This is a genomic window from Pseudoduganella sp. jia 12 (assembly GCF_055502675.1).
In genome coordinates this window covers 638,909-656,789 of record NZ_JBUXKP010000003.1, presented here as the reverse complement: position 1 = coordinate 656,789, position 17,881 = coordinate 638,909, and the positions used below count along the sequence as shown (strand labels likewise).

The 17,881-nt window shown below is 64.0% G+C and carries 23 protein-coding genes; 12 read left to right on the top strand and 11 right to left on the bottom strand.

Going from position 1 to position 17,881, the window contains the following annotated elements; translation table 11 throughout:
• Positions 1–296: 296 nt before the first annotated feature.
• A complete protein-coding gene (gene cls / locus ACY65G_RS09065) occupies positions 297–1,700 on the bottom strand; it encodes a cardiolipin synthase (RefSeq protein WP_464997018.1) in 1,404 nt (467 codons plus the stop codon).
• Positions 1,697–3,736 carry a site-specific recombinase gene (locus ACY65G_RS09060; protein WP_464997017.1) on the bottom strand — a complete coding sequence of 680 codons (2,040 nt, stop codon included), beginning with the start codon at positions 3,734–3,736 and terminating at the stop codon, positions 1,697–1,699. Before ACY65G_RS09060 ends, cls begins: the two co-directional genes overlap by 4 nt.
• 309 nt (positions 3,737–4,045) lie before the next feature.
• Between ACY65G_RS09060 and ACY65G_RS09055 the strand changes: the two genes are divergently transcribed.
• Positions 4,046–5,128 (top strand): porin, encoded by a 1,083-nt coding sequence (locus tag ACY65G_RS09055; protein WP_464997016.1) that lies wholly within the window; start codon positions 4,046–4,048, stop codon positions 5,126–5,128.
• A gap of 278 nt (positions 5,129–5,406) precedes the next feature.
• Here the strand turns inward: ACY65G_RS09055 and ACY65G_RS09050 are convergent, their stop codons facing one another.
• From ACY65G_RS09050 to ACY65G_RS09035, 4 genes are all read right to left on the bottom strand, one after another.
• Entirely contained in the window at positions 5,407–5,949 is a 543-nt protein-coding gene (locus ACY65G_RS09050) for a DUF3617 family protein (RefSeq protein WP_464997015.1), read from the bottom strand.
• 15 nt (positions 5,950–5,964) lie between these two features.
• The gene (locus tag ACY65G_RS09045) at positions 5,965–6,594 is read right to left on the bottom strand and encodes a YiaD family glycine zipper/OmpA-like lipoprotein (protein WP_464997071.1); all 630 of its coding nucleotides are present in this window, start codon (positions 6,592–6,594) and stop codon (positions 5,965–5,967) included.
• A 192-nt stretch (positions 6,595–6,786) separates the two neighbouring features.
• On the bottom strand, positions 6,787–6,933 hold the full coding sequence (locus ACY65G_RS09040) for a lmo0937 family membrane protein (protein WP_121670992.1): 147 nt from the start codon (positions 6,931–6,933) through the stop codon (positions 6,787–6,789).
• A gap of 283 nt (positions 6,934–7,216) precedes the next feature.
• The gene (locus ACY65G_RS09035) at positions 7,217–7,810 is read right to left on the bottom strand and encodes a hypothetical protein (protein WP_464997014.1); all 594 of its coding nucleotides are present in this window, start codon (positions 7,808–7,810) and stop codon (positions 7,217–7,219) included.
• A 155-nt stretch (positions 7,811–7,965) separates the two neighbouring features.
• Between ACY65G_RS09035 and ACY65G_RS09030 the strand changes: the two genes are divergently transcribed.
• Positions 7,966–8,712, top strand: coding sequence for a Crp/Fnr family transcriptional regulator (locus ACY65G_RS09030; protein ID WP_464997013.1), 747 nt, complete (start codon positions 7,966–7,968; stop codon positions 8,710–8,712).
• 115 nt (positions 8,713–8,827) lie between these two features.
• Here the strand turns inward: ACY65G_RS09030 and ACY65G_RS09025 are convergent, their stop codons facing one another.
• Both ACY65G_RS09025 and ACY65G_RS09020 read right to left on the bottom strand, forming a co-directional pair.
• A complete protein-coding gene (locus ACY65G_RS09025) occupies positions 8,828–9,049 on the bottom strand; it encodes a glycine zipper 2TM domain-containing protein (RefSeq protein ID WP_130185464.1) in 222 nt (73 codons plus the stop codon).
• Positions 9,050–9,132: 83 nt separating this feature from the next.
• Entirely contained in the window at positions 9,133–9,444 is a 312-nt protein-coding gene (locus ACY65G_RS09020) for a BON domain-containing protein (protein ID WP_464997012.1), read from the bottom strand.
• 306 nt (positions 9,445–9,750) lie between these two features.
• Here ACY65G_RS09020 and ACY65G_RS09015 point away from each other — a divergent pair, with 306 nt between their 5' ends.
• From ACY65G_RS09015 to ACY65G_RS08985, 7 genes are all read left to right on the top strand, one after another.
• The gene (locus ACY65G_RS09015; RefSeq protein WP_464997011.1) at positions 9,751–10,128 is read left to right on the top strand and encodes a DUF4398 domain-containing protein; all 378 of its coding nucleotides are present in this window, start codon (positions 9,751–9,753) and stop codon (positions 10,126–10,128) included.
• Positions 10,129–10,140: 12 nt separating this feature from the next.
• A complete protein-coding gene (locus ACY65G_RS09010) occupies positions 10,141–11,058 on the top strand; it encodes an OmpA family protein (protein WP_464997010.1) in 918 nt (305 codons plus the stop codon).
• A gap of 19 nt (positions 11,059–11,077) precedes the next feature.
• The gene (locus ACY65G_RS09005) at positions 11,078–11,614 is read left to right on the top strand and encodes a ferritin-like domain-containing protein (protein ID WP_464997009.1); all 537 of its coding nucleotides are present in this window, start codon (positions 11,078–11,080) and stop codon (positions 11,612–11,614) included.
• 50 nt (positions 11,615–11,664) lie between these two features.
• Positions 11,665–11,967: an ElaB/YgaM/YqjD family protein gene (locus ACY65G_RS09000; RefSeq protein WP_464997008.1), complete on the top strand. Its 303-nt coding sequence runs from the start codon at positions 11,665–11,667 to the stop codon at positions 11,965–11,967.
• 18 nt (positions 11,968–11,985) lie between these two features.
• Positions 11,986–12,375, top strand: a complete 390-nt coding sequence (locus ACY65G_RS08995) for a phage holin family protein (RefSeq protein ID WP_464997007.1) — start codon at positions 11,986–11,988, stop codon at positions 12,373–12,375.
• A 10-nt stretch (positions 12,376–12,385) separates the two neighbouring features.
• Positions 12,386–12,769 (top strand): hypothetical protein, encoded by a 384-nt coding sequence (locus tag ACY65G_RS08990; protein WP_464997006.1) that lies wholly within the window; start codon positions 12,386–12,388, stop codon positions 12,767–12,769.
• Between the two features lie 135 nt (positions 12,770–12,904).
• Positions 12,905–14,065 carry a patatin-like phospholipase family protein gene (locus ACY65G_RS08985; protein WP_464997070.1) on the top strand — a complete coding sequence of 387 codons (1,161 nt, stop codon included), beginning with the start codon at positions 12,905–12,907 and terminating at the stop codon, positions 14,063–14,065.
• A gap of 55 nt (positions 14,066–14,120) precedes the next feature.
• On the opposite strand, the gene ACY65G_RS08980 is transcribed toward ACY65G_RS08985, so the two are convergent.
• From ACY65G_RS08980 to ACY65G_RS08970, 3 genes are all read right to left on the bottom strand, one after another.
• Positions 14,121–14,489, bottom strand: a complete 369-nt coding sequence (locus ACY65G_RS08980) for a hypothetical protein (protein ID WP_464997005.1) — start codon at positions 14,487–14,489, stop codon at positions 14,121–14,123.
• 40 nt (positions 14,490–14,529) lie between these two features.
• A complete protein-coding gene (locus tag ACY65G_RS08975) occupies positions 14,530–14,682 on the bottom strand; it encodes a DUF3309 domain-containing protein (RefSeq protein WP_464997004.1) in 153 nt (50 codons plus the stop codon).
• A 130-nt stretch (positions 14,683–14,812) separates the two neighbouring features.
• Entirely contained in the window at positions 14,813–15,256 is a 444-nt protein-coding gene (locus ACY65G_RS08970; protein WP_464997003.1) for an outer membrane lipoprotein, read from the bottom strand.
• A 324-nt stretch (positions 15,257–15,580) separates the two neighbouring features.
• Between ACY65G_RS08970 and ACY65G_RS08965 the strand changes: the two genes are divergently transcribed.
• The 3 genes from ACY65G_RS08965 (at position 15,581) to ACY65G_RS08955 (ending at position 17,871) form a co-directional block, all read left to right on the top strand.
• Positions 15,581–16,084 (top strand): hypothetical protein, encoded by a 504-nt coding sequence (locus tag ACY65G_RS08965; RefSeq protein WP_464997002.1) that lies wholly within the window; start codon positions 15,581–15,583, stop codon positions 16,082–16,084.
• Positions 16,085–16,150: 66 nt separating this feature from the next.
• Positions 16,151–16,465 carry a BON domain-containing protein gene (locus ACY65G_RS08960; protein WP_464997001.1) on the top strand — a complete coding sequence of 105 codons (315 nt, stop codon included), beginning with the start codon at positions 16,151–16,153 and terminating at the stop codon, positions 16,463–16,465.
• Positions 16,466–16,680: 215 nt separating this feature from the next.
• Positions 16,681–17,871 (top strand): AI-2E family transporter, encoded by a 1,191-nt coding sequence (locus ACY65G_RS08955; RefSeq protein WP_464997000.1) that lies wholly within the window; start codon positions 16,681–16,683, stop codon positions 17,869–17,871.
• Positions 17,872–17,881: the final 10 nt, after the last annotated feature.

Genomic DNA, 17,881 nt, shown 5'->3' with positions numbered 1-17,881 from the left:
GACATTTTTCCGGGCGTTCTATCCGGAAAATGTGTCGGGAAGGAGAGAGGGCCTGCAGGCCCTCTCTGTTGCGCAGGCGAGGAGCAGTGCTCCTCGAAATCCCTGCTCCACCACCGGTGTTTCGGCGTATACCAATGCCTCATGGGAAGACCGGTGGCTTGACAGGGGTTTCGCGGAGCATGCTCCGCGCCTGTCAAGCGGTTAAGGCATGCATGCCTTAACTCCTCCCTGACACCATTTTCTGGAAAATTCACCCAGAAAATAGTGTCAGACACCATGGAAGCGAACGCCGCAGGCTACAGCCAGTAATCCCACACCTTCGAAGCAGCTTCCTTCATCCGGTCGAGCAGCGGCCGGCCGCGCCATGCGGTGAGCGTGACGGCCTTGGAATTCTTCACGTCGTCGCGGAACGCGGCTTCCATTTCCTTGCCGAAGGCGTCGCCGAGCACGATCACGTTGACTTCGGCGTTGTGCTGGAAACTGCGGCGGTCGATGTTGGCCGAGCCCACGGTGGACCATACGCCGTCGATGACCATCGTCTTGGCGTGCAGCACGGCCAGCTTCAGCTCGTAGATCTGCACGCCGGCTTCCAGCAGCCGGTCATAGAACGCGCGGCCGGCGTGGAACACCATGCCGCTGTCGGAAACGCTGGGCAGCACGAGGCGCACGTTCACGCCCCGCTTCGCGGCATCGACCAGGGCCTGCACCGTCTGTTCGTCCGGCACGAAATAGGCGCATGTGATGTGGACCGATTTTTTCGATTCCTGGATCGCCAGCAGCATCGCCTTGTAGATCTCGTACTGCCCGCCCGGTTCGCTGCCCAGCACGCGCATCAGCTTGTCGCCGGCGATCACCGGGGTGGGGAAGTAATCCGCTTCGCGCAGGTCGTCCGCGTCCTGCCCCGTCCAGTGCTGGATGAACAGCCACTGCATGGCCTGCACGGCCGGGCCCTCGATGCGCACATGCGTGTCGCGCCAGCCCACGTCCTTGGCGTTGCGTGGCCGGCTCTTGGAGCGGAAGGGCGAACTCTTCGAATATGTGTCGCTGATATTGATGCCGCCAGTGAAGCCGATCTTGCCGTCGACGATCAGCATCTTGCGGTGGTCGCGGTTGTTCACCTTCCAGCCGTTGCCGCGCACCTTGGCCGGATTCACGGGGTTGTAGGCAACCAGGTGGATGCCGGCCGCGCGCATGCGGTCGAAGAAGGCCTGCGGCACCATCAGCGTGCCCACGCTGTCGTAGATGATGTTGACGGTCACGCCGGCCTTCTGCTTGGCGATCAGCAGCTCGGCGAACTTGTCGCCCAGTTCATCCTCGTCGAAGATGTAGGTCTCGAAGTTGATGTTGTTCTTTGCACCCTCGATGGCCTTCATCATCTCGGCCATCGTCACGGGGCCGTCGAACAGCAGCTTTACCTGGTTGCCGGCGATCAGCGGCACACCCGTGGCGGCTTCCTCGAGGGCCGCCTGGGCCTTCAGGTCGAGGGTGTTCTTCGACCAGCGCTTGGCCAGCAGCGCCCTGGCGCGGCTGGCCGGCAGCGCGCCATTGACCGATTGCACGACCGGTGTCGCGGCGGCGGCTTCCTTTGTCTTGTCCGGATCGACTGCCGGCAGCGACGCGCACGCCACCAGGCACCATCCGGCCAGGATCACTGCCACGGGCTTGTGGCCCGTCCAGCGTCGTGGATTCCAGCATTTCATGATTTGCTCTCCTTGGACCCGATGAAAAAGTCCACCGGCGATTTACGCAAGCGGTTGCCCAGTGCACGCAGCAGCAGGAACCCGTGCTCGAACGGAATGCGGCGCGCGCGCAGCGCCACCCATAGCGCAAGGCCGAAACTGACCAGCAGATTCACAGCCCCGATTGCCAGGAAACCGATAACAGATGTTACGACCAGTTGCCAGCTGACTTTATAGTCCAACGCGACCATGGCTGTCGCAAAGTTTGCAGACGAGAACGTTACGTGGCGAATATCGATGGGCAGCCCCAGCAGTACTCCCAGTGCGCTGGCCATGCCGAGCATGATGCCGAAGATGAAATTACCCATCAGGCTGCCCAGGTTGTGCTCGAGGTAGCGGCCGAGGCGCTGCGTGCGCTCGGGCCCCAGCATGGCTTGCAATCCGCGCAGCTGCTCCACGCGCCGGCCCCAGCGCGAGTAAAGGGCCTGGTTGTCGTAATAGCCCGAGACCAGGCCGGCCAGGAACAGGCACACGCCGGCGATCGCGGCATAGAACAGGGCGGGCGTGTGGAGCGGGTCGATGTCGCTCAGCAGGTGCATTGCCTTGCCTTCGGACACCAGATGGTGGCCGGTCAGCTGCAGCCATCCCCAGGCGATGGCCCAGGCCGTCGGAAGGACGGTGGCGATATTGCCCAGGACGGCCGTGACCTGCGTGCGGAATACCTTGTTGATGAGCTCGGCCAGGCTGTCCAGGTCCACGTGGCGGCCGTCGCGGCTTTGCAGGCTGGCCGCGATGTGCGATGCCGTCATGGCCGGCTGTTTCGTCGCCACCGTGAAGTGCAGCAGGTGGATCAGCACGAAGCCCAGCGAGTAGTTCATCGAGAACAGGAACGCTTCCACCAGCGGGGCGGCCCGCAGCGTGCCGAGCAGGATCTTGAACAGCGCCATGAAGCCCACGATGAAGCCGGCGCCGGCGGCGGATAGGAACATGCCCACCAGCTGGCGCCGGTTCTCGGAGATGTAGTGTTCGCCGGTGCGGCTGGCGTTTTCCGTCACGTTACGGGCCAGCAAGTGGATATTGTCGGCGAGCAGGTCCCTGACGGTGTACTTGTTGTTATGGGCCTCGATCAGTTCGAGCGTCAGCGCCAGCGTGGCGGCGCGGCGCTGTGCCTGCCGGGTGGCGGGTACGCGTTGCGGCTGCATGCCGACCGTGCCGTTGACGAGGTTGACCGACGGCGCGGCGCGCAGTTCGCCCGAGATATCGACGAGGAACAGCAGCTTGCGCATGCGGTCGATGCTCTGCGTCAGCGTCACGAGCAGGTAAGTGAGCGCGATGGTCGTGCCCTGCACCAGCGCCTTGCGGCGGATGCGGGCGATCACGGCTTCGCACTGGTCGAGCATAACCAGCAGGTGCTTCGGGTCGTCCAGGGCCACGTCTTCGCCGGCCATCATGCGCTTGTAGCCGTCCAGGTAGTGCACCACCTCGCGGTTTTGCACGAGGAACGGCGATTCGAACTGTTCCATCTCCGGGTGGAAATTGGTCAGCTTCGGCTCCAGGCCGACGGCCGCCACGCGGTAGGAGAGGGTGCGGATCGCTTCGAGCATGCCTGGCAGCATCACGATGCGGTCGCGGCGATGGAACAGGATGTCGAACAGGTCGAGCCAGTCGAGCGCCGGCACCGCGCTGATCCATTGCCAGTCGCTCTGCTTGTAGAACACCTGGTCGAGCAGATCGGCCAGGTATTCGTCGCCCAGTGCGGGCGGCAGGATGCGGTAGGCGATGCGGCGCTTGAGTTCGGTAAAGAAGCCGTCGTTCGACAGCACGCCCACCTCCGTGTACAGGCTGGCATGGCGGCGTGCCTGCAGCAGGCGCAGTATGTAGGCGCGCAGCTGGGACGCATGGTTTGGATTGCCGCGAAGCAACTGGGTCAGCGTGCGCACGTTGGCCGCCGCGCGGATGGTGTTGCCACGGCGGCGCGGGCGCAACTGGCCGACGAGGTCGACCAGCGCGGCCACCCCCGTCGTGCGTTCGTCGATGCTGTCGAGGATGGCGAGCATGAAGTACTTCGTGAGGAAAGTCCGCAGTATACCGCTCAGCCGTACTTGGTCTGTTCGCCAGCGAACTATCGGTTTCGCCGCCTGTCGTACAGATGGGTTCATTCCTTGTATAAACGTTACATGCTCTGCAGTTTTTTGTTCACATCCGCCCCGATCAGGTATATGGTTAAACGACGGGTTCCGGTTTGTGAGCCTGCGCACAGAAGGGCGGCGCGAGCAGGCGTTATGCTTGCGTCAAGCTTTAGGGATAAGCACGCAAGGTGGCGGGACCGAGCCAATCGGTCGTTGGACTTGACCTAGAGACGAATCATGAACACCAAGATGATCGCATTGGCCTGCCTGTTCCCGATGGCAGCGCTGGCCCAGGACTCCTCCTCGATCCGCGTGTATGGCGTGGTCGATGCAGGTGCCGTATCCGAACACGATTGCCCGAACGGCGACTGCCCGAGCACGAAGATCTCCCCAGGTGTCTCCACCGGGTCGGTGCTCGGCTTCAGCGGCCAGGAAGACCTCGGCAACGATACCCGCGCCGTCTTCACGCTCGAAGCGGGCGTGCGCAACGATACCGGCCAGTCCGACCAGAACGGCCGCCTGTTCGGCAGCCAGGCCTACGTGGGCCTGGCCAACCGGTGGGGTGCGCTCACGGTGGGCCGGCAATACGACGTGGGTTATGAAACGCTCGTCGAGGTAGCCGACCCGTTCCGCACCGGCACCGCCGGCACGGCAACGAACCTGATCGGCAACGGCACGAAGCGGTCGGACAATTCCATCAAATACCGCTCCAGCAAGTTCCGCGGCTTCTCCGCCAGCGCGATCTACAGCTTCGGCGAATCGGCGTTCAGCACATCGCGCAATCGCGCTTACGGCGCCACGATCGGTTACGAAGGCGGCCTGTTCACGCTGCGCGCGGCGCACCAGCGCAAGAACAACTTCCTGCAGGGCGCGGGTGCCACCACGCCCGTCGACCTGTCGTCCCGCAACTCGATCATCGCGGCCAACATGCACGTATCCAAGGCGGCCACGCTGTACACGGCCTATGCCGTGAACAAGGGCGTCGGCAGTTCGCCGTGGGACCAGGACAACCCCTATGGCGCGCTGGTGCTGGCATCGCCTTCCACGCGCAGCAACGACGCGCTGGCCGGTGTCTCGTATTCGGCCGGCGCGGCCACCTTCATGGTGTCGTATATCCGCAAGGACGACCGCACGCTGGCCAACCAGGATGCCAACCAGGTGGCCGTGGGCATGACGTACGCGATGTCGAAGCGCACCGCGTTCTATGCCGCCTATGCGAAGATCCGCGACGAGAACAACGCGCCGTACACGGTGGGCAATTTCAGCGAGCAGGGAAAGGGGCGCAGCGCGTTCAACCTGGGATTGCGGCACGCGTTTTAAGCGTTCGCCGATAGCGGTGACGCCGCCGGAGTCCGCGCCTGGCAGCTTCCTGTAAAGCGGTGATGGCATGCATGGCATCACTCCCCACCATCATTTCCGGGTGCCCTATCCGGAAAGGCGCCGGACACCGGTTTTCCAAACAGGAAATCAGCGACATCATGCGAAAACCGGTGTCTGACACCATTTCCCGGATGAAGCGCCCGGAAAATGGTGTCAGACACCGGATGGGGAAAGGCTAACGGCGGTAAAGCGTTAGCGAACCGTCGATGCAGCGAAGGCTACTGCACCGGCAAGGTGCCGCCGCAATCCGCAGCCACCCAGCGCCCGGCGCTTTCCACCGTCATCTGCTGGGCTTGCCCCTGCACGGTGCTGTCGACATTCATGCGCATCGAATAACCGCTGTCGCCTTCGAAGATCACCTGGCCGCTGCCGGACGAGGGCGGTTTGTTGCACTTGAATGCGACGTTCAAGCCGCCGGGCACCGGTGTCTGCGTCGTATCGCACTGGCCGGGCTGGCCGGATGGCAGCCGTGGATTGGCCGCCTGTTCCTTCGTCAGGCAGAAATTGACCTTGACGCCGCCACCCTCGGCCAGCTGCATCGTCACGCCGTGCCGGGCCAGCATCTGGTCGATGGCGCGGCGCTGCTCGGGCGGCAGCGAGGCCATCTGCTGCTGGGCCATCGCCAGCGCCTGCATCGTTTCGGGCGTGGCGGAGGCGACCTTGCTGGTCATTTCCCACAAGCCGGGTTTCAGCGCGGCAGCGTGGGCCGCCTGCGCACAGGCGGCGGAGAAGACCACGGCAAGCAAACGTGACGGGTTCATCGCGGTCTCCGCGGATCAGGAACGGGGTGCCGGCTCGGCCACGTAGATTTCCACGCGGCGGTTGCGGGCACGGCCGCTGTTGTCGTCGTTCGAAGCGATCGGTTCGCGCGCGCCGCGGCCTTCCACCACCACACGCGTGGGCGACACGCCGCGCGAGGCCAGGTAGTCGCGCGTATGCGAAGCGCGTTCGACCGACAGCGGCTGGTTGACCGAATCGGAACCCGTGCTGTCGGTGTGGCCGATGATCGTCACGCTCGTGGCCGGGTTATCCTTCAGGGTGGTGGCGAAGCGGTCCAGGATCGGGCGGAAATTGTCCTTGATGTCGGCACGGTTGGTGTCGAACGAGATATCGCTCGGGATCTCCATGCGCAGCCGGTTGTCGGCGGTCTGCGAAACCTGCACGCCGGTACCCTGGGTCGCCTGTTCCATCGCCTGCTTCTGGCTTTCCATCCGCTTCGACCAGATGTTGCCGACGACGGCGCCGGCAGCCGCGCCCAGCACGGCACCGCCGGCGGCACGTCCGCCGCCGCCGCCGCCCGTGGCGGCGCCCAGGATGGCACCCAGGCCGGCGCCAACACCGGCGCCCGTGGCCGTGCCGCGGTCCGTCGAATCCATGTTGGCGCAACCGGTGGCGCCCAGGGTCATCGCCGCAGCGACGGCCACGGCCACGGCCTTGCGTGCCGCACTGGAAATGTTCAGGGAAATGTTCATGGTTTTATCCTCCTATTGGGTGCATTCTAGTGCCTGGTGGTGCTTTGAACCACTGCTTGCAAAAAGTGCTTATAAAACAAAACGGCGCTGCAAGGGTATGCAGCGCCGCCAGGGTGCCTGTCAACGCTACAGGCCTCGTCCACTGATCAGACGCAGCAGGATCATGATGACGGCAACGACCAGCAGGATGTGGATAAAGCCGCCGATGGTGTAGGAGGTCACCAGGCCAAGCAGCCAAAGGATAATAAGTACTACGGCAATGGTATAGAGCATGATCGTGTCCTCTCGTCTGAAGTTTATGTATTCGGGCTTGCGCCGTCATGGATACCAGTATGCGATTGACCGTCGCGGGCTTCTGTACGGTACCGTACGAAGTTTGTCATTTTTTCCATTCCCGGCCGGGTCGTGGCACCCGTTCTTCGATCTCGCCGTGCGCCCGGGTAGCGCCCGAATTCATCGTCGGGGCCGCTCATCAGGCTGCTGGTCGCGGGCAGGCACAGTCAAAGAAAAGCCCCGCGCGATGGCGGGGCTGTCATGGCACGACAACGGCTGCGGATCAGCGCGAGAGCAGCTTGTCGCCCTCGATCTTCACCTGGTCGCCGGGGCGCCAAATCGGCTGATTGGTCTGCACGGTACGCAGCTGGCCGTCGTGCAGGCGCACGACGATGTCGTAGCGCTTCGAGTCCTTGGTGTTGCTTTCGATCTTGTTGGCCACCGCGGCGCCTGGTGTCGTGCCGTCCGCGTTGTCGTTCTTGAACCTGGACTGGCCGTTGACGGTTTCCACGACGCCGCAGTTCGCGCAGACGGACTTGCCCGGTTGCTGGCCGGCGGGCGCTTCCGAGTCGTTGGAGCCGCCGGTGCTGCCGGCGGCGGAAGTGCCGGTCGTGGCCGGCTTGTTGCCCACGGTGCCGGCATTGGCCGTGTACTGGCTCGATTGCGTGGCGCCCGTTGGCGGGGCGTCCGTCGCGTTGACCAGTTGCTCGGTGGGCGGTGTGACGAGTTCGTCGGCCCGGCCGCCTTGCGACCAGGAGGGCAGCCAGCCCATCAAGGCAGCGATGCCGACGCCGGCAAACAGGATCAGCACGATGGCCGCGATGATGGCGAGGGCAGGCTTGTTCTGCTTGGTGGGAGGAGTGCTGGGGTGGTTCATGTCGAGTCCTTTTTATGTGGGGCGGCCATTGCTGGCACGGTGAAACGATTGTCCTGCCGCACCGGAGGGTATTCCGTGCGTCACCGTACATACACCTCTGTAAGGAATCGTTAACCTCTTTATCACATGTGCACATGCCAACCCATCAGACCAACATGAACCTGAATTTTGACACCGCGCACAGCAACGCCGCACCGCCGCCGCCGGTGAGCAATCGCCTGATGGCGAGCTTGCCGGAAGACGACTTCGCCCAGATCGAGGCCATGTGCGAAACGGTGGAAGCCGACGTGGGCGAGGTGCTGTATGAACCCGGCCAGCCGATCACGTATATCTACTTTCCCATCGACGCGCTGGTATCGCTGCTGGCCGTGGCCGAAGGCAGGATGACGCTGGAAGTGGGATCCGTCGGCCGCGAGGGCATGATCGGCGCCTCGGTCGCGCTGGGCCACCGGCGGGCGCAGGTGCGCGCCGTGGTGCAGCGCGCCGGCGCAGTGCTGCGCATGCGCGCCGAAGACTTCCGCACCGAATTTGCCCGCACGGAATCGTTGCAGCACCTGCTGCACCGTTATACCGATACGCTGCTGGCACAGGCCATCCAGATTGCCGTGTGCAGCCGTTTCCACGTGCTGGAGGCACGGCTGGCGCGCTCGCTGCTGATCACGCGCGACCGGCTCCAGTCCGAGAAATTCCACCTTACCCACGAATTCCTGGCGCACGCGCTCGGGGTGCGTCGCGTCGGCGTCACGAAGGCCGCCAGCGCGCTGCAGAACCAGAAGCTGATCACGTACAGCCGTGGCAATATCGAGATCCTCGATTCGACGGGACTGGAAGCCGTGTCCTGCCGGTGCTATGAACTGGTGAAGGAAAACGGCGCGATCGGCATGGGCACGGTGTTCATCTAGAGCGACACGCGGGCCGGGGCGGAGGGGGCGACGCGCTCCCGCGATTGCCGGCACGTTTGGCAGGCCATGAAAAAACGGAGCGCTCGGCTCCGTTTTTTCATGGGGTTCAACCAGTTCAGCGTGTCGGCTTGCTCACCTGGTTGCCGATCACGCCACCCACGGCGGCACCACCCACGGTGCCCAGCGCGGAGCCGCCGGACAGGGCGGATCCGGCCACCGCACCGACCCCGGCGCCGATGGCGGTATTGCGGTCCTGTGCGGACATGTTGGCACAGGCCGACAGGCCCAGTACCGAAGCCACGATGGTGGCGCGCATGGCGATTTGCTTGATGTTCATGGTGTACTCCTTCATAAGTTGCCCAGCGGGGGTGCCGGAGCGGCCGGGCCTTTTCGTGGCCGGGTCTTGCCTTGATACGGTCCTTACTTCACCTTCACGTCGTTCCTGACGACTTTCACACCCGTGATGCTGCGTGCCGCCGCCACCGCCTTTTCCGCCTCTTCGGCGCTGGCGGCAAAGCCGGACAGGCGCACTTCGCCGTCATACGCTTCGACCATGATGTCCGCCGGGTTCAGGCCGGGCTGGTTGGCCAGGCTGGACCGCACGTTCGTGGTCAGCGCGCTGTCGCTCATTTCCACGCTGGTGGGGGCGGACACATCGACGGATGCGCAGGCCACCAGCATCGCCAGCACCATGCCGGACAGGATCGTTGTCGGGGAAGTCAGGTTGTTCATGGCTCGCTCCTCGTTTGAAAGGTGCGGCATCGTATCCGCACCGATGGAGCCAGCTTATGAAAACGGTATAAACCGAACTGTTCGCGAACGCACGCAGTAACGATTTGTTACGTTCTTCCCGTTCGGTTTAACCTTGCTAGTCATTCAATCCTCTTCCTGTGTTAGCTGCCCCACGGTTCTTGTGCAGTTGCTCCGACGATATCCGCTTATGTGCGGCACCGTACCGAGGAGATGTTGTCCGTTCGGCTATAAAGTCAGTATGTTCCGTTCAACCAGTCGGATACTCTCAACCAGAGGAGAAAAAGAATGAGCCCTCGTTACACCGCCCCGATGCTACTCGCCGCCGCAGCACTGCTGTCGGCATGCGCCAGCCAGAAAGCCCCTGCCACCGCGGATGTGGCCGTCTCGCGCGCCGCCGTTGAAAATGCCGCCCAGGCAGGTGCTGCCGACCTGGCCCCGGCCGAGTTGCTTGCCGCCCGTGAAAAAATGCAGCAAGCCAGCCGCGCCCTGGCCGACAAGGACTACAAGCTGGCCAGCGACCTCGCGCAGCAGGCCGAAGCCGATGCGAAGCTGGCCCAGAGCAAGGCGACATCCGCCAAGGCCACCAGCGCGGCCAATGCGGTACAGGACAACGTGCGCGTGCTGCGCGAAGAACTCGACCGCGCCAACCGCGCCAACCAGTAAAGGAGGAGCACCATGAGCCATCGCCCAAGCCATAGCCCATTGAAAAGCAAGCTGACGCCCATCGTGCTGTCGCTGGCCATCGCGCTGTCCGCATGCAGTTCGACCCCGCTGACCACGAGCACGCTGGACCAGGCCCGCAGCGATTTCACGGCGGCCCAGAACAACAGCGCCGTGTCGCAGTATGCCGTGCGCGAATTCAACGAGGCGACTGCGGCGCTGAACGCGGCCAACAATGCCGCCGCCGAGCGCGAGAAAGTCGAGAAGGTCGACCAGCTGGCCTACGTGGCCAAGCAGAAGATCGCCACCGCCCAGGAAGTGGCGCGTGCCCGCAAGGCCGAGGTGGACCTGAAGCAGGCGGCGCAGCAGCGCGACCAGGTACGCCTGCAGGCCCGCACCGTCGAGGCCGAGGCTGCCAAGCGTTCCGCCGAACAGGCGCAGGCCGAGGCCGAAGCAGCGCGTGCCCGCGCCGAGCAGGCTAATGCTGCGACACAGAACGCGCAGCAGCAGACCCAGGCACTGGCGGCGCAACTGGCCGAACTGCAGGCCAAGCAGACCGAGCGCGGCACCATCATCACGCTGGGCGACGTGCTGTTCAACGTCGACCAGGCCGTGCTCACGTCGGGCGGGCAGGCCACCGTGCAGAAGCTGGCCACGGTTCTGCGCGAGAACACCGACCGCACCGTGCTGATCGAAGGTTTTACGGACAGCACCGGCTCCACGGCCCACAACCTGGAACTGTCGCAGCGCCGCGCCGAAGCGGTGCGCAGCGCGCTGGCGCAGGCAGGCATCGACCGCTCGCGCGTCGAAGTGCGGGGCTACGGCGAGGCCTATCCGGTCGCCGGCAACGAATCGGCTGGCGACCGCCAGTTGAACCGCCGTGTCGAGATCGTGCTGTCCGAGCCGGGCAAGCCGATCCAGGCACGCCGCTGATAACACAGGAAGGAACACCATGTCCGAAACGACCCCCACCCAGGCCAGCGGTATCGATACCGCGGCCATCCGCGCCGCCGCACAGAACCTGTCGGACGGCCCGGTCACGGCAGGCTACAAGGGCGACCGCGAAGCTGTGCTGAAGATGCTGAACGACGCGCTCGCAACCGAGCTCGTCTGCATCAACCGCTACAAGCGGCATTACTACACCGTCAGCGGCAAGAACAACGCCGCCGTCAAGGCGGAGTTCCTCGAGCACGCCGGCGAAGAGGAAAAGCATGCGGACTGGCTGGCCGAGCGCATCGTCCAGCTGAACGGTGCGCCGGACTACAACCCGGCCACGCTGCACGAGCGCAGCCATGCGGAATACGACGATTCGCTGGAAGTGCAATCGATGGTGCGCGCCAACCTGATCGCCGAGCGCGTGGCGATCGAAGCCTACCGGCAGATGATCGAACAGATCGGCGATACCGATCCCGTCACGAAGCAGTTGCTCGTCAAGATCATGGCCGAGGAAGAAGAGCACGCGGACGATATGCGCGATTTGCTCGAATGAGCATGCCGTTGTAAAGTTGATACTCAACACTGTGAAAAGGAGCTTTAATCATGCTGGAAAATAACATCAGTACCGTCAACAACGACGTGAAAACCCTGGTCAAAGACGCACAAGCCCTGTTCACTGCCGCCACCGCGCTGACGGGTGAAAAGGCGGACGAACTGCGCGGCCGTGGCATGCGTGCGCTGGATTCGGCACTGGCCAAGGCGCAGGATGCACAAGTCAAGGCAGTGGAAACCGGCAAGCAGGTCGCCGCAACCACGGACGTGTACGTAAAAGAAAATCCGTGGCGCTCGATCGCCGTCGCGGCCGGCATCGGCCTGCTGGCCGGCGTGATCCTGGGCCGCAAATAAGCGCCCGGCGGAGACGTCATGGAGCACTCCGAGCATACCGAGCCACGTGCGCCCGGCCTGATAGGCTCGGTTTCCGGGCTCGTCAAGACGACCTTGCGCCTCGTGCTGACCCGCGTCGAACTGGCGCTGGCGGAACTGTCGGACGTTCGTGATCATCTCGTCAGGGTGGCAGTGCTGTTCGCACTGTCGATCCTGGCGGCGTTGTTCGCGATCGGCTTCGGCACCGCGACGCTGGTGGTCCTGCTGTGGGACGCGCTGGGCTGGTGGATCCTGCTGATCCTGGCGGTTGTCTTCGCCGTGGTCGCCTACCTTCTGGTGCAGGCGGCCATGGGCAAGATACGCAACGGTTCGCTGGGCCTGCCGGCCACGATGGCGGAACTGAAGGCCGACCGCGACATGCTGTTGTGAAAGGAAAGCGATGAGCGACAAGGAACAACGCAAGGCCGCGCTCGACGCCACGAAGGCGCGGCTGATCAAGGAAGGCGAGATGTACCGCATCGGCGTGCTGGCCAGTAAGCACAACATGGCGCAGGCGCTGCATCCGGAAGTACTGCTGCACAGTGCGGTCGACCTGGCCGTGGGCACGGTGCAAACGCGCCTGGCCGGTGTCATCGGCGGTACCGCCGCCGCCGCCGGTGCCGGCGGGCTGCTGGCCAACTACAAGACGATCATGCCGATCGCCATGTCGGTGGGCTCCTTCATCTCGCGCAAGCGCCTCGTGAAGCCGGCCATCGGCGTGGGTGCCGTGCTGGCCGCGGTAGGTGCGTGGATCTACAAGCGCAAGCAGAGCGGCGCGCTGTAAGGCACGCACGCTCCACAAAACGCCGCGAACTTTTCGCGGCGTTTTTTTATGCGCGCTACAATGCCTGTCGATGCGATCAACTTCAAGAGGTGCGGCTTGAGCGATGCGGATTCCCATCCACTGAACCCGAACGGCATGCGCGTGGTGCTCGTGCTGCAGGGGGGCGGGGCACTCGGTGCCTACCAGGCTGGCGTTTACCAGGCACTGCACGAGCACGGCCTGGCGCCGGACTGGGTGGTCGGCACGTCGATCGGCGCGATCAATGCGGCGCTCCTGGCGGGGAACCATCACGAACACCGGCTGCAGCGGATCAGGGAGTTCTGGGACCGCATGTCGCAGCGCGATCCCATCGACCCGGCGTGGATGACCGAGGCGCAGCGCCGCCAGAACATCCGGCTGTCGACGCTGCATGCGATGGTCTCGGGCGTGCGCGGGTTCTTCCGCCCGCGGCCCTTCAGCACGTTCGGCCTGGGGCTGCAGGTGCCGGCCGAGCAGGCCAGCTTCTACGACACCGCGGAACTGGCCGCCACGCTCGAGGAACTCGTTGATTTCGACGTGCTGAACAGCCCCGAAGGCATGCGCCTGACCGTGAGTGCGCTCAATGTGTCGACGGGCGGCCTGGTCGGCTTCGACAGCCTGGACGCCGGCCGCATCACGGCCGACCATATCCGCGCCAGCGGTGCCTTGCCACCCGGTTTCGCGGCCGTGCGCATCGATGGCGAGTTGTACTGGGATGGCGGGCTGTATTCGAACACGCCGCTGCAAACCGTGCTGGACGATACACACCGCCCGGTCGACACGCTGTGCTTCATGGTCGACCTGTGGAGCGCGCAAGGCCCAGAGCCCGATACGCTGGAGGAAGTGCAGACGCGCCAGAAGGATGTGACGTTTGCTTCCCGTTCGCAGCGCCACCTCGAGGATTACGTGAAAATGCGCCGCCTGCAGCAAAAACTGCGCGAGCTGTATGCGGCGATGCCGCCGCAACAGCGCAGTGCGCAGCACGCACGCGACCTTGCCGAGCTGGGCTGCGATACGACATTGCACGTGGTGCGGATTCCCTATGCGGGCCACGACTGGCACATGCCGCTGAAGGACATCAATTTTTCACGGGGTTCCGTGGAGTGGCGCTGGAACCAGGGGTATGCCGATGCGCAGCGCGCGATCGGCGCGGCCGGCTGGCTCGCGTTCGTTTCCGAGGACACGCCGCTCGTCGTTCACGAGCTGCCGCCGCTGCCGGACTCGCCGGCCGCCGGCACCCGCCAGCTTCCCCTTGGCGCCAAGGAACCGGCACGCTGAGAACGAAGGGCAGGGCGCCTGCCACCGCGCCCGTTTCGTTGCCTGTTCCTGTTACTTATTCCGAGGGCCCGGCCGTGTCGTACACGCCGCCCATCGTGTTCGATTGCACCACGAGTTCCTTCACATTGGCCATGTCGCGCTTGTAGGTTTCACGCGCCTCGCGCACGCAGGCCTGGCGCTCGCCGCCGCCGGCCTTCTTGCAATCGTTGAGCGCCTCGTTCAGCGCCGCGCCGATCTCCTTGCGCTTGGTAGCGACCTGCGCCTGCATGGTGGCGTCGCTCTTCATCCAGCGCGCCGGTTCTCCCCGCGCGATTTCCTTTTGCTGGTGCTGCGCCACGGCAGCCGGCGTGCTTTGCGCCCACACTGCGCCGCACAGCCCGGCAAGGCTCGTGGCCAGCGCGGCACTTGCGATGACTCGTTTCATGACGACCTCCGTAAATGAATCGGGGCAGCCCGTGTGTCCGTTACAGCCTGCCTGTCAACAGCATGATCAGCAGGACCACGACGATCAGGCCGGCGATGCTACTCGGGGCATAGCCCCAGTTCCGGCTGTGCGGCCAGGTTGGCAGCGCGCCGATCAGGACGAGTACCAGAATAATCAAGAGAATGGTGCCCATGCTTGCTCCTTTATGACTTCAAGTCTTTATGTGGTTATGTGTCGGGTGAATCCTGGACTCGGTTGCGCCGTGCCGGAATCGTGCCTTCGCTCATGTGATGCGTCCATGCGCGCGATTCCGCCATCGGCGATCAGTAACGGTAAACCCGGCCGTCGACCATGCGCACGCGGCTGCCAACGCGCAGGTCGTAGGCGCTGTCCTGGTTGACGGTGCGGTAGTTGCCGTTATCCAGGCGGATGCTGATCTGGTACATGTCGTGCGGGGCATTGCGGTTCGATTCAACCTGGTTGCCGACAAGCGCGCCGCCGATCGCACCGGCCGCCGTGGCAGCGGTGCGGCCGCCGCCCGATCCGATCTGGCTGCCGACCAGCGCGCCGACCAGGCCACCCGCAACCGCACCTGCACCACTGGTGGCGGGATCCACGCGCACGACCTGGATATTCTCGATCGTGCCGTAAGTGGAAGCATCGGCCTGGGTCGAGTAATTGGTGCTGGTCGGATAATTGCTGGCGCAGCCTGCGGCCAGCAGAGAGACCGCGACCATCGCCGCGCTCAAGGCGTGAGTTGGTTTCATGTTCAGTCCTCCTTGATGATGTGACATCAGATTAGTCCCCTGGCACCTTGGAGGTCTGTGCGATGCCGCACCCTGTCCTGCCGAGCAGGCAATGGATGGCTTTTATCGCGAATTGTTGTAAAACTTGCACCGAATGTACGCCAGCGTACAGAAGGGCGGGCGCGAGCAGGCGAAACTATCATTCATGGAAACAAGCATGGAGCCCTTAGCATGGATTGGGCGGTAGATAGAACTGTCGTGCGGACTGTGCAGCAGACTGTAAAGCGCGCTGTAACGCAGGCGGTAGCGCCAAAGAATATCGCAGGCATCGCCGCCGCGATGCTCATGTACGCAGGGGCTGCCGGCGCGGCCACGCCCGAGGCGAAGGCGCTTTATGAGCAGGCCAGGGGCGCCGCGGCCACCGAATACAAGGCGGCCCGCGACCGGTGCAACGGCATCGCGGGCAACCCGAAGGATGTTTGTATCGCCGAAGCAAAGGCCGCGCGAGTGCGTGCCGAAGCCGATGCCACGGCGCATTACCGCAACACGCTGCGGGCCTACACGAAGGCACGGATCGATATCGCCAATGCCGATTTCGCGCTGGACCGCACGCGCTGCGCCGCCCTGGCGGGCAACGAGCGCGACGTGTGCGTGGAAAGGGCCAAGGCCAGCCGCACCGCGGCACTGGCCGATGCGCGGGCGGACAAGAAAGTGATCGAGGCGCGCAGCGATGCGCGCGAGGACAAAAGAATCGCCGAGTACAAGGTCGCCGCGGAAAAATGCGACGCCCTGGCCGGCACGGCCAAAGACCAGTGTGTCGCGGCTGCGAAATCCCAGTTCGGCTATTGAAGTCGGCCGGTACTGGATACAAGCTCGTTCCCGGGCATTTTTACAACACCAAGAAGGAGTCATACTATGAAAATCGCTCAGAAAATCGCAACCGCCGTCTTCACCGCCGCCACCGTGTTCACCGTTGTCGGCTGCGCCGCCACGGACACGAAGGAAGGCACCGGCGAATACGTTGACGACGCCGTCCTGACCACCAAGGTCAAGGCATCGATCTTCAACGAGCCAACCCTGAAAACCACCGAAATCAACGTGGAAACCTTCAAGGGCACCGTGCAGCTGTCCGGCTTCGTGGCCCAGCCTGGCGACATCACCAAGGCCGGCGAAATCGCCCGCGGCGTCAAGGGCGTGAAGTCGGTGAAGAACGATATCCGCGTCAAGTAATCGGGACGCGGCCGGACCGTCCAGTACTGATGGGTCACCTGGCAATGGCGTGTTGGTGAAGCGATGGATTTTCGTGTCGGGCCAGGCGTAAGTTCCCGGGATAGCTGGCTATCCCGGCGAATTTTCAACGAAGCACGGCGCGAAAAACCACACTTTCAATCCACGATCCGTTTCCAGAGGTGACCCGCCAGGGCGGCTCCGGCCGCGAGGCATGGATGGACCATCCGCACATCGTTCCCCGCGAGCCGCCTCCGGAAGAGGGCGAGCACGCTTCCAAGCTGCAGCTGCCGCTGCATGTGCATGCCAAGGGCCTCGCGCTGGGCGTCATCGCCACCGTCGCGTTCCTGTATGCGCTGCAATGGGGTAAGAACTTCCTCGTTCCCCTGCTATTGGGGATCTTCATCGCCTACACGCTTAATCCCCTCGTCAACTGGCTCGAACGGCTGCGCATCAAGCGCATCATCGGTGCCACGCTCGTAACGGGCGCGATCTTCGGCGGCTCCGTCGTCGTCATCGACAAGGTGCATGGCGAATTCCAGAACATCGTCGAGGAACTGCCGACGATCACCCACAAGCTTTCCAGACTGCTCGCCTCCACCACGGGTTCGAGTACGAGCACCATTTCACGCATCCAGGCTGTCGCCAACGAGATCGAGCAGGTCACCGCCGGCAGCAGTGCGCGCCGCGCAGCCAAGCGCCAGCAGGAGGCAACGAACCCGCCGCCTGCCAGCGCTACCGCCAGCGCCGCCACCGGCGGCATCCGCGTGATGGACTGGGTGTGGGTCAGCGCGCGCGGCCTCATGGGTTTCCTGTCGCAGGCGACGATGGTGATCTTCCTCGTGTTCTTCCTGCTGCTGTCGGGCGACACGTTCAAGCGCAAGCTCGTCAAGCTGACCGGCCCGTCGCTGTCGAAAAAGAAGATCACCGTGCACATCCTGGAAGACATCAACACGTCGATCCAGGCCTATATGTTCATGCTGCTGGTGACCAATGTGCTGCTGGCGCTGCTGATGTGGATCGCGCTGCGCGCCATCGGGCTGGAGAACGCCGGGGCGTGGGCCATCGTGGCCGGCCTGCTGCACATCATGCCGTATTTCGGCCCGCTGCTGATCACCAGCGCGACCGGGCTCGTCGCCTTCCTCCAGTTCGAATCGCTGCAGATGGTGCTGCTCGTCACCGGCGCCTCGCTCGGCATCGCCACGCTGGTCGGCACCTTCGTCACCACGTGGATGACGGGCCGCATCGCCCGCATGAACGCCGCCGCCGTGTTCGTCAGCCTGCTGTTCTGGGGCTGGCTGTGGGGCGTGTGGGGCCTGCTGCTCGGCGTGCCGGTGATCGTGATCGTCAAGGTCGTGGCCGAACGGGTGGAGGGGATGGAGATCGTTGCCGAGCTGCTGGGGGAGTAGGGCGCCTGGC

Excerpts from the sequence above, each read along its gene's own strand:
- cls (WP_464997018.1), bottom strand. The coding sequence starts at position 1,700 with ATGAAATGCTGGAATCCACGACGCTGGACGGGCCACAAGCCCGTGGCA.
- ACY65G_RS09060 (WP_464997017.1), bottom strand. The coding sequence starts at position 3,736 with ATGCTCGCCATCCTCGACAGCATCGACGAACGCACGACGGGGGTGGCC.
- ACY65G_RS09055 (WP_464997016.1), top strand. The coding sequence starts at position 4,046 with ATGAACACCAAGATGATCGCATTGGCCTGCCTGTTCCCGATGGCAGCG.
- ACY65G_RS09050 (WP_464997015.1), bottom strand. The coding sequence starts at position 5,949 with ATGAACCCGTCACGTTTGCTTGCCGTGGTCTTCTCCGCCGCCTGTGCG.
- ACY65G_RS09045 (WP_464997071.1), bottom strand. The coding sequence starts at position 6,594 with ATGACCCTGGGCGCCACCGGTTGCGCCAACATGGATTCGACGGACCGC.
- ACY65G_RS09040 (WP_121670992.1), bottom strand. The coding sequence starts at position 6,933 with ATGCTCTATACCATTGCCGTAGTACTTATTATCCTTTGGCTGCTTGGC.
- ACY65G_RS09035 (WP_464997014.1), bottom strand. The coding sequence starts at position 7,810 with ATGAACCACCCCAGCACTCCTCCCACCAAGCAGAACAAGCCTGCCCTC.
- ACY65G_RS09030 (WP_464997013.1), top strand. The coding sequence starts at position 7,966 with ATGAACCTGAATTTTGACACCGCGCACAGCAACGCCGCACCGCCGCCG.
- ACY65G_RS09025 (WP_130185464.1), bottom strand. The coding sequence starts at position 9,049 with ATGAACATCAAGCAAATCGCCATGCGCGCCACCATCGTGGCTTCGGTA.
- ACY65G_RS09020 (WP_464997012.1), bottom strand. The coding sequence starts at position 9,444 with ATGAACAACCTGACTTCCCCGACAACGATCCTGTCCGGCATGGTGCTG.
- ACY65G_RS09015 (WP_464997011.1), top strand. The coding sequence starts at position 9,751 with ATGAGCCCTCGTTACACCGCCCCGATGCTACTCGCCGCCGCAGCACTG.
- ACY65G_RS09010 (WP_464997010.1), top strand. The coding sequence starts at position 10,141 with ATGAGCCATCGCCCAAGCCATAGCCCATTGAAAAGCAAGCTGACGCCC.
- ACY65G_RS09005 (WP_464997009.1), top strand. The coding sequence starts at position 11,078 with ATGTCCGAAACGACCCCCACCCAGGCCAGCGGTATCGATACCGCGGCC.
- ACY65G_RS09000 (WP_464997008.1), top strand. The coding sequence starts at position 11,665 with ATGCTGGAAAATAACATCAGTACCGTCAACAACGACGTGAAAACCCTG.
- ACY65G_RS08995 (WP_464997007.1), top strand. The coding sequence starts at position 11,986 with ATGGAGCACTCCGAGCATACCGAGCCACGTGCGCCCGGCCTGATAGGC.
- ACY65G_RS08990 (WP_464997006.1), top strand. The coding sequence starts at position 12,386 with ATGAGCGACAAGGAACAACGCAAGGCCGCGCTCGACGCCACGAAGGCG.
- ACY65G_RS08985 (WP_464997070.1), top strand. The coding sequence starts at position 12,905 with ATGCGCGTGGTGCTCGTGCTGCAGGGGGGCGGGGCACTCGGTGCCTAC.
- ACY65G_RS08980 (WP_464997005.1), bottom strand. The coding sequence starts at position 14,489 with ATGAAACGAGTCATCGCAAGTGCCGCGCTGGCCACGAGCCTTGCCGGG.
- ACY65G_RS08975 (WP_464997004.1), bottom strand. The coding sequence starts at position 14,682 with ATGGGCACCATTCTCTTGATTATTCTGGTACTCGTCCTGATCGGCGCG.
- ACY65G_RS08970 (WP_464997003.1), bottom strand. The coding sequence starts at position 15,256 with ATGAAACCAACTCACGCCTTGAGCGCGGCGATGGTCGCGGTCTCTCTG.
- ACY65G_RS08965 (WP_464997002.1), top strand. The coding sequence starts at position 15,581 with ATGTACGCAGGGGCTGCCGGCGCGGCCACGCCCGAGGCGAAGGCGCTT.
- ACY65G_RS08960 (WP_464997001.1), top strand. The coding sequence starts at position 16,151 with ATGAAAATCGCTCAGAAAATCGCAACCGCCGTCTTCACCGCCGCCACC.
- ACY65G_RS08955 (WP_464997000.1), top strand. The coding sequence starts at position 16,681 with ATGGACCATCCGCACATCGTTCCCCGCGAGCCGCCTCCGGAAGAGGGC.